Origin of the sequence: Streptomyces sp. NBC_00659 (assembly GCF_036226925.1) — a bacterium.
GTDB lineage: Bacteria > Actinomycetota > Actinomycetes > Streptomycetales > Streptomycetaceae > Streptomyces.
This window is the reverse complement of sequence record NZ_CP109031.1, coordinates 1,613,312-1,622,324: the sequence shown is the minus strand read 5'-3', so window position 1 is coordinate 1,622,324 and position 9,013 is coordinate 1,613,312. Positions and strand designations below refer to the sequence as shown.

The 9,013-nt window shown below is 71.1% G+C and carries 7 protein-coding genes and 1 pseudogene; 2 read left to right on the top strand and 6 right to left on the bottom strand.

The features are described from left to right. Window positions 1-64: 64 nt before the first annotated feature. From OG410_RS06890 to OG410_RS06880, 3 genes are all read right to left on the bottom strand, one after another. Complete coding sequence (locus OG410_RS06890) at window positions 65-1,666, bottom strand: multicopper oxidase family protein (protein ID WP_329298307.1); 1,602 nt, start codon at window positions 1,664-1,666, stop codon at window positions 65-67. A 469-nt stretch (window positions 1,667-2,135) separates the two neighbouring features. Further along, window positions 2,136-3,917, bottom strand: coding sequence for a SpoIIE family protein phosphatase (locus OG410_RS06885; protein ID WP_443063722.1), 1,782 nt, complete (start codon window positions 3,915-3,917; stop codon window positions 2,136-2,138). A gap of 54 nt (window positions 3,918-3,971) precedes the next feature. Continuing rightward, window positions 3,972-4,652: a class I SAM-dependent DNA methyltransferase gene (locus tag OG410_RS06880; protein WP_329298306.1), complete on the bottom strand. Its 681-nt coding sequence runs from the start codon at window positions 4,650-4,652 to the stop codon at window positions 3,972-3,974. 621 nt (window positions 4,653-5,273) lie between these two features. Here OG410_RS06880 and OG410_RS06875 point away from each other — a divergent pair. After that, window positions 5,274-6,338: an NAD(+)/NADH kinase gene (locus OG410_RS06875; protein ID WP_329304048.1), complete on the top strand. Its 1,065-nt coding sequence runs from the start codon at window positions 5,274-5,276 to the stop codon at window positions 6,336-6,338. A gap of 114 nt (window positions 6,339-6,452) precedes the next feature. Further along, window positions 6,453-7,082, top strand: a complete 630-nt coding sequence (locus tag OG410_RS06870) for a dihydrofolate reductase family protein (protein ID WP_329298305.1) — start codon at window positions 6,453-6,455, stop codon at window positions 7,080-7,082. A gap of 100 nt (window positions 7,083-7,182) precedes the next feature. Here the strand turns inward: OG410_RS06870 and OG410_RS06865 are convergent, their stop codons facing one another. The 3 genes and pseudogenes from OG410_RS06865 to OG410_RS06855 all read right to left on the bottom strand — a co-directional run bounded on the left by OG410_RS06865 (window position 7,183) and on the right by OG410_RS06855 (window position 8,924). Then, on the bottom strand, window positions 7,183-7,821 hold the full coding sequence (locus tag OG410_RS06865) for a TetR/AcrR family transcriptional regulator (protein WP_329298304.1): 639 nt from the start codon (window positions 7,819-7,821) through the stop codon (window positions 7,183-7,185). 334 nt (window positions 7,822-8,155) lie between these two features. Then, window positions 8,156-8,287, bottom strand: a pseudogene (locus tag OG410_RS06860) (HAD family phosphatase); the annotation flags it as partial. A gap of 160 nt (window positions 8,288-8,447) precedes the next feature. After that, window positions 8,448-8,924, bottom strand: a complete 477-nt coding sequence (locus OG410_RS06855) for an Lrp/AsnC family transcriptional regulator (protein ID WP_328455179.1) — start codon at window positions 8,922-8,924, stop codon at window positions 8,448-8,450. Window positions 8,925-9,013 lie beyond the last annotated feature (89 nt).

Sequence of the window (9,013 nt, the reverse complement as noted above, 5' to 3'; positions counted from 1 at the left end):
ACCAGGAGAGCGAGTGCGTCGGCGTTGCGTCCCGGCCACGACCACATGCCAACGCTCCGTGGATTCAGGCTCCGTAGGCCACGAGCGCCATCATCCCGGCCTCGCTGTGGTAGGCGTTGTGGCAGTGCAGCATCCACTGTCCGGGGTTGTCGGCGTCGAAGAGGACGGACACCTTCGACCTCGGCAGCACGATGGTCGTGTCCTTGCGCGGTCCGGTATCACCGAGCTGGTACGTGTGGCCGTGCAGGTGCATCGGGTGCCACATGCTGGTGGCGTTGACGAAGTCGAGCCGGACCCGCTGGCCCTCCTGGACCAGCAGCGGGTTCGAGGTCGGGTCGGCCATGTCGAACCGCTTGCCGTTGATGGCCCAGTCGTACGTGCCCATGCTGCCGGTGAGCTTGACGCGCAGAACCTGGTCGGGATCCTTCGTCTCGAGTCGTACGCCGTCGCTCGCGCGCAGCTGCCCGGCGGTGACCGTGCGGCCGTCCAGTTCCTTCGGTCGCACGGCCGGATCCGGCAGGCCTCCCGATCCGGTCCGCACGAGGGCCATGCCGGTGACGTCCTTGCCCTCGGCGAGTGCGACGAGCGGGAAGACGCCGTCGTCGAGGGTGACCAGCACGTCGTACCGCTCGCCCATGGCGACCAGCAGGGTGTCGACCTCCTCGTGCACGATGGGGAAGCCGTCGGTGTGGGTGACGGTCAGTTTGTGGCCGCCGAGCGCCACACGGTACGCGGTGTCCGCGCCCGCGTTGACGAGCCTGAGGCGGACCCGCCTGCCGGGCGTGCCGTTGTAGACGGCCGGGTCGGTCGGCACGCGTCCGTTGATCAGGTGGTACGGGTAGCTCACGTCCCCCGCGTCACGGCCGAGCAGCGGACTGGCGGCGCCGCTGAGCCTGAAGCGTGTCGACGGGTTGTCGCCGGAGGACGCGGACGGGGACCCGGGGGCGGACACGGACATCGGCATGGACGGGGACGGGGACCGAGAGGACGTCGTCCGGCTCGATCCCGTGCTGTTCATGTCCATGCCGGGCATGTGATGGCTGAGCTCGGTGAAGACGTCGTCGGGCGTCCCGGTCACGCCGTCGAGCCAGTCGTCGAGGACGACGACCCACTCGTCGTCGTACGACAGCGGCTCCTTGGGGTCCTCGATGATCAGCGGCGCGTACAGGGCGCGGTCGACCTGGACACCCACGTGCGGGTGGAAGAAGTACGTGCCGGGCTTGTCGGCGACGAAGCGGTACGTGAAGTTGGAGCCCGCCCGCACCGGGTCCTGTGTGACCGGCGGAACGCCGTCCATGTCGCTGCGCAGCGAGATGCCGTGCCAGTGGAGGGATGTCGTGGTGGCACCGGGCAGCTGGTTGGACAGCTCGGCGGAGAGCGTGTCGCCGGCGGAGATGCGGATCTCCTTGCCGGGAACCTGGCCGCTGAAGGCCCAGGACTTGGCCAGCACGCCGCCGCCCAGGTCGAGCGTGGCGGGCGCGGCGGTCACGTTGAGGCTCACGACCCTGCCGGTGGCGCCGCGCTTCCTCTCCACGCGGGCGACCTGGGATCCGGTGGGGCTGAGGAGGGAGGGCGTGTCGGGGACGTCCCTGCCGCAGGCGGCGAGCAGGCCGGTACCTGCCGCTCCCAGGCCCGCGAGGACGGTGCGACGGTTGATGCTGTTCACGAAGAGTCCTCTTCTCGATGCGCGACAGGCGTTTCGGGACGGTCCGCACGGCTGGACGGCGTCAGGCGACGCGGAGAGCCGTGGGGACGTGGCCTATGTGCGCGACGGGGAGAGGAACGGCGGGCCGGGCGACCGATCCCGGCAGGGCGTGCGGTGGAGCCGGCCGCATCGCGCCGGCGGTCGTGCCGGGGATGTCGTGACGGAGCGGTACGGCGGCCACGGGGCACGGTGTGACGACCAGGCCGCGAACCCGGCGGGCGGCGCCGTCGAACCTGGCCCGGGGCAACCTTCGTACCGTCATCAGGGGCGTCCGCACTTCCTGCGAGCTAGGGCCTGTGGTTGGGATCAGGCCCCGCGTCCCGCGGCATGATCCGAACGGCAGGCCCTAGGATCGCCACGATACCCTGGCCGGGTATGCGCGCCGCGGAACCGCCGATCAGGAATCGGCCGAATGGGACCGGAGCGGCCGCTACTTCGCCGGGATCTTCTGCTCGAACCAGACGACCTTGCCGCTGCTCAGGCGTGTCGCGCCCCAGCGCAGGGCGAGTTGATTGACCAGGAACAGGCCGCGACCGCTCTCGTCCCCGAGGCCGGCCTGCCGCATCCTGGGCACCTGGGGCGAGTCGTCGGTCACCTCGCAGCGGAGTACGTCGGTGCGCAGCAGCCGTAGCGAGAGGGGCCGCGAGGCGAACCGCACGGCGTTCGTCACGATCTCGCTGACCATGAGTTCCGTCGGGTCGACCAGGGACTCGAGACCCCAGCGGCGCAGGGCCCTGCGGGTCAGTCGGCGTGCCTGGCCCGCGGTCATCGGGTGGGGAGCCAGGTACCAGTAACCGACGCTGTCCGGCGGGAAGCCGTCGAACCGGGCGGCGAGCAGGGCGATGTCGTCGTCGCGGGACCCAGGGCCGAGGGTTCCCAGCACGTGGTCGCAGAGCACTTCCAGTGAGGCGAGTCCCTGGGCGGTGCTCTGGAGACGGATCCGCAGTGCCTCGACGCCGCTTCCGATGTCCGTGTCGCGGGACTCGACGAGCCCGTCGGTGTACAGCACCAGGGTCGCCCCGGTGGGTGCGGCCATCTCCACCGACTCGAAGACGACACCGCCGACGCCGATCGGGGCACCGGGCGGAACGCCCAGCACCTCGGCCCGGCCGTCCTCGTGGAGCAGTACCGCGGGCGGGTGGCCGGCGTTCGCCATCAGCAGGCGGTGCGAGATCGGGTCGTAGATCGCGTAGAGGCAGGTCGCGATGTGGTCGCTGCCCAGCCGTTGGGCCTGCTCGTCGAGATGGTGCAGGACCTCGTCGGGCGGCAGATCGAGACCGGCCAGGGTCTGCACGATGGTGCGCAGCTGGCCCATGATCGCGGCGGAGGTCATGGAGTGGCCCATGACGTCGCCGACGATCAGCGCGACGCGGTTGCCGGGAAGCGGGATCGCGTCGTACCAGTCGCCGCCGACCTGGGCGGTCTTCGAGGCGGGCAGGTAGCGGCTGGCCAGCCGGATCCCGGTGGGCTCGGGCAGCGACGACGGGAGCATGGTGTGCTGGAGCGTGTCCGCCACGGCGGCCTCGTGGCCGTACATCACCGCCTTCTGGACCCCGAGTGCGGTGTGCGTGGCCAGCTGTGAGGCGACGAGCAGATCGTCGCTGGTGAAGTCCGGGCGTTCGGAGCCCCGGAACAGGACGACCGTGCCCATGACGTGATGGCTGCCGTGCAGCGGCGCGATGATCAGACGGTGACCCGGCGGCAGGGTGCACCGTGGGTCGGTCCCCGCGGCGAGCAGTTCGGCGACGGCGGGCGCGTTGCCCGGCGCGTCACCGAACGCGGGACGCCCGTCCCGCAGCAGCTCCGCGAGCCGGCCGGCGCCGACCGGATCCACGCGCTCGGCGACCTCGGGGAACGGCGGTGGAGGCGGGGCCGAACCGGCGTGCGGGGCTGCGTCGGCGTGCGGCGGCGCCGGCAGCGCCCGTTCGGAGCTGTGAAGGCGGAGTACGACGGGTGCCGTCGACCGCTCCCTGCCCACCGGCAGCGGATCGTCGAGGTGGATGAAGACCGCGTCCGCGAACGCCGGTACGGCCGCCTGCCGCAGTTCCCGCAGCGTCTCGTCGAGGTCCATCCCGCGGGCGATCCGCCGCGTCGCCACGTCGAGATACCGGAGGCGGTCGGTCTGCGGCGGGCCGCCGTCCGCCGCCACGGCAGGTGGGAGCAGGCTCTGTGCCGGGGCGGTGCCCTCGTGGTGGGTGTGATGCTCGGTCACGCGTTCTGTCCCGTCCGGTGGGTGGCGCGGGTCCGCGGCTCGGACTCCGCCTCCTCAGTCACACCGTCGGCAGCACAGGAAGACCTGTTCCTCGGGCGGGACATCGGTCACCGCGGGGGCGTACGTGTACGAGGTCTCCTTGACGATCTCGAAGCCCGCCTCCTCGATGACCCTGTGCAGGTCCTCCCGCAGATAGCCGGAGACCCTGATCGTGTTCCCGAGGAACGGGATCGCGAAGTCGTCCACATCGGCCTCGACCATGGACAGGACGAACCGGCCGCCGGGCACCAGTAGATGACGGACGGTCTGCAGAGCGAGGGGAATCTCCGCGCGCGGCAGCATCAGCAGCGAGAAGAAGGCGGCGACGGCGTCGAAGCGGCCGAGGTCGCGCGGTCCGCCCGGGCGCAGGTCGGCCAGGTCCAGCTGATGGAACGTCGCGTCGGGGACGTAGGCGCTCGCGAGCTTCACCATGTTGCCGGAGAGGTCGACCCCCACGACCTCGAACCCGGCGTCCGTCAGTTGGCGCGCGGTCGGTACGCCCGTGCCGCAGCCGAGATCCAGGACCCGCGCTCCCTCGCTCAGTGACCCGATCAGCCACTCGCCCGCGGTGACCTGGCCTTCCTTGTGCGGAAAGGCCTCGTCGTAGCGGTCACCGATGGCGTCGAACGCTTCGGCCTGGCCTTCGCGGTCGAGCAGGATGCTCTCGTAATCAGTCCCGGGATTGCTGTTGATCACGAAAGGAACCTTTCATGGGGGCTGTCGAAGTGGTCCGTGATGCGGATGAAAACGGCCATGACGGGATCTCCGAGCCATGTCGGTCGCTCAGGAGACGTCAATTCGAGACGATAGTCGTTCAGTGTTCGGCGGGATGCCTAAGTGTCCAAAAATGTTCGGCCCGCGGAACCGTTCCCTTGCCCTCTGCTCCGCCGCTGACAGCACCCGAACGCGCCGCGAACGGAAGCGAGTCGCCGCACCCGATGACGTCGATACGGCTGGAATCCGTCCGGAGGAAACGGGTGACCTGATGCGGCTTCCGGCGCCAACTTCTGCCTGTAGGTGGGCGACATGGCGAAGTCGGCGCTTCATGAGCGGAGTTGAGGCTCTGGGGCATTCGCACGTCCCGTTCTTCGGCGCCGGATCGTGCGGCCGTGGCCAGGGTGGCGGGGATCGGTGTCCCCTCGCCCCTCCGCCCGCGAAGTGGCGCCCGCACGGCGGCTCCCCTCGGTTCGACGACTCCGCGGAGGCGCCAGGTGCGGCCGGACGGTCCGTCTGCCCGCTGTCTGTCCGTCTGTCCGTACCGAAATGTCGTATTCGTGGAAGGATCGAGTCATGCCCCCCGTGGACCTGGAGGTCGCTGTGTCCGTGCACCGTGTCGGCCTGGTCGTCCACCAGGGGCGGGCGGCGGCCCGCGATGCCGCCCGCGCCGTGCACGACTGGTGCGACGCCCGAGGAATCCGGTGCACCGAGATCGACGTCTGGGCCAAGGACCAGCGGCGTCGTGGCGGACGCGAGGAAGCGGAGGCGGCCGGCAACCCGGACCTCGTCGTCACGCTCGGTGGCGACGGCACCTTCCTGCGCGGCGCCCGGATCGCCGTCAAGAGCGGTGCGAACGTGCTGGGCGTCGACCTCGGCAAGGTCGGGTTCCTCACCGAGGTGCCGGCGGCCGACGTCACGCGGGCGCTGCAGGCGGTCCATGAGGGGAAGGCCATCGTCGAGGAACGGATGACGCTGACCCTGCGTGCCTCCCGGGTCCTGGAGATCCCCGGATCGATGGAGGCCGTGCTCTGCTACGGGCGGGGGCCCGCCCTGCCGCCGCCGCAGGTCAGAGCCGACACGACGGAGGGTGACGGCTGGGGGGTGGCACTGGACGTCGCGGCCCTGAACGACGTCGTCCTGGAGAAGCTGGCCCGGGACCGTCAGGTCAGCGTCGGCGTCTACCTCGCCGGGCGGCGGCTGGCCTCCTACTCGGCGGACGCCTTCGCCGTCGCCACCCCCACGGGATCGACCGCCTACAGTTTCGCCGCCGGCGGTCCCGTGCTCTCCCCGCACATGGACGCGGTCGTCTTCACTCCCATCGCGCCCCACATGACCTTCAACCGCAGCGTCGTCGCCGCGCCGGACGAACCCGTCGCCCTGCGGGTGCTGCCCCACTCGGGCCAGGCGGCCGTCAGCATCGACGGCCAGTTGCGCGGGGTGCTCGACCCAGGCGACTGGATCGGGGTCTTCCGGGCTCCGCAGCGGGTCCGTCTGATCCGCCTGCACCCCACCGACTTCTACGGCCGGCTGCGCGACCGCTTCCGCCTCACCGACGCACCGGCCACGGCCGCCGACGGCGAAGCCGCCCCGTTCTTCCGCCCCGACACCCCCATCCCCCCGGACCTCGCCGAACTGCGCCTGCCGCCCCCCTCGGCGGCTCGCTGACGGAGGGGGTGCGTCGCGCACGGGCTGGGGACTTTCCGGGGAGCTGTCGATCCAGGGGCGCGCCGTTCGACGTACGGGTGAGAGCGGGAAACCACGGACCCAAGGAGCATGGTCATGCCCAAGCTGCGCGTACACAACATCACGGTCTCGGTGGACGGTTACGCCGCCGGACCCCGCCAGTGTCTTGAGCATCCGCTCGGCGAGGGCTTCGAGGGCATGCACGAGTGGATGTTCGCCGCGATGCGCGACCTGGCCGACGGCAAGGGAGGAATCGACGTCGAGTTCGTGGAGCGCAGCGAGGAGAACATCGGCGCCACCATCATGGGCCGCAATATGTTCGGGCCTCGGCGCGGACCGTGGGAGAATGAGTCGTGGACGGGCTGGTGGGGACCCAACCCTCCATACCACAATGACGTGTTCGTGCACACGCACCACCTGCGGCCCTCGGTCGTCATGGAGGGCGGAACGACCTTCCACTTCACCGACGAACCGGTGGAGACGGTTCTCGCCCGTGCCTTCGAGGCGGCGGCGGGCAAGGACGTCCGGATCGGCGGCGGACCCGGCACCGTCCAGCAGTACCTGCGCGCGGGACTCCTCGACGAAATGCACCTGGCCGTCGTCCCGCGGCTCCTGGGCCGGGGAGAGCGCCTGCTCGACAACCTCGGGGACGCGATCGACGGCTACCGGGTGGCCGAGCTGGTCGGATCGCCGGCCGCGACGCACGTCCGGCTGGTCCGCCGCTGACTGACCTGGTCGCCTTCCAGGCCCGGCCAGGGCCAGGTCAGGGCCAGGCCCGGGTGCGGTGACGGGCGGTACGGCGGGCCTCCGTGGGCGAGCGGCGGGCTCAGTCCTTCCGCGCGGACCTGCCCGGTCCTGGCGCGCCGACGCGCAGGCCGTCCGTCACCAGGTCCAGCAGCCGGCGGGCGTGCGCCTGCCAGTCCCCGTGGCGGTCGAGCTGCCAGAGTCCGGCGACGGCGAGCAGGAAGTCGTCGGCGGTCACGCCGGGCCGGATGGTGCCCGCTTCCTCGTTGGTCCGCAGCAGGAGTGCCACGGCCGAGCTCAGGGGCTTGTGGTCGAGCCTCGTGAGGACGCCCCGAGGTGTGCCGGTGGTCGTCCGCAGCGCTTCGGCCAGGCCCGCCTTGGCCATGGCGAACCGTGCGAGACGGTCCGTCCACTCCCGCAGTGCCCGATCCGGCGGTCGGGTGGCGAGCAGATGCGCCGCCGCGTCGGTCACCTGCCGCACCTCGTGGCGGTGGATCTCCAGGATGAGGGCCTCGCGATGGTGGAAGTTGCGGTAGAAGGTCCCCTGACCGACTCCCGCCTTCCTGGCTATCGCGCTCAGCGGGGTGTCGGCGGAGCGGGTCAGCTCCGCCAGGGCGACGGCCAGGATGCGCTCGCGATTGCGTCGCGCGTCCGAACGCAGCGGTCCGTCCTGATCCGCCGGCGCCCCCGAGCCCGCGGGTGCGTCCTTGTCGGGGTGCACGCCTACTCCTTCCGGAACGACGGCCGGATCTCTCCCGGTGACACGGCCGGACCGCCCTCGGCGACGGGACGGCCGGCGCAAAGCGGGCGATCGCGGACAACCGTGTGCACAGCGCTGCCGAAGCGGCCGGCCCGCTCCCGCGGTGGCCGAACCGCTCCGCGCGGTGTCCGGAACCTCTCGCCGACCGGCATTCTGGCGCACCCGGCGGAATTCCGGCCGGAGACTTCCGAAATGACCGACGACGGGTTCCGGTTCAGGAACGCGAGGCCCCGCTCGCCGGCCAGTCGTACGCGGCCCGCGCCGTGAACTCGGCCTGGCCGCCGCGCACGAGCAGATCGGCCCGTGCGAAGTCGGTGACGCCCTGCCCGGCGAGGGTCCGGCGCCCGGCTTCGAAGTAGTTCGGCTCGCTGTCCACGAGCGTTCCGTCAAGATCGAAGATGACCGGAGTGCCGTCGAGGGTGCTCATGAGGCCAAGGATGCCCGGGAGCGATCCCACCGCGGTGACGCACGGGCGTGATCGGCCCGCGGTGAGGTGCCGGAGTGATCACGCCGGTGATCCGCCCGCGATGATGACCGGGAGCTGTCCGCCCGCAGCGAGACCCGGGAGTGATCCAGCCGCGGCGGGGTCAGCCCTGTGCCGCCCGGCCGATCGACTCCACCAGCGGCAGCAGCCGGTGCGGGACCCGTTCCCGCAGTGCCACCTCGGTCCGGGTGCGGACCACGCCGGGCAGGCTGATCAGGGCCTGGATCACATCCTCCAGGTGGGCGTTGTCGCGCGCCGCGACCCGGGTGATCAGATCGCCGCCGCCGGTGATCGAGAACGCCTCGATGATCTCCGGTACGGCGGCGAGCGCGTCGCCCACGTCGTCCAGATGGCCCTGCGTGACCTCGATGTGCACGAACGCGAGCACGGGATGGCCGAGGGCCGCGGGGGACAGCGAGGGGCCGGTCCCGGTGATCACCCCGTCCCGCTCCAGCCGGTCGAGGCGGGCCTGGAGCGTGCCGCGGGCGACACCGAGGACGCGGGCGTATTCACGGACGCTGGTGCGCGGCTGCTCCAGGAGCAGCCGCAGGATGCGGGTGTCGAGCTCGTCCACGGGCATGGTCCGTTGGCCTCCTCGCGGCCGACAATGTTCTCCTTCGACTGTACCAATGGCTCAGTCGAAACCGAGCCGGTTGAGCCAGTTCCGGG

Coding starts and splice junctions, on each gene's coding strand:
- OG410_RS06870 (WP_329298305.1), top strand. CDS start 6,453: ATGCCCAAGCTGCGCGTACACAACATCACGGTCTCGGTGGACGGTTAC.
- OG410_RS06855 (WP_328455179.1), bottom strand. CDS start 8,924: ATGCCCGTGGACGAGCTCGACACCCGCATCCTGCGGCTGCTCCTGGAG.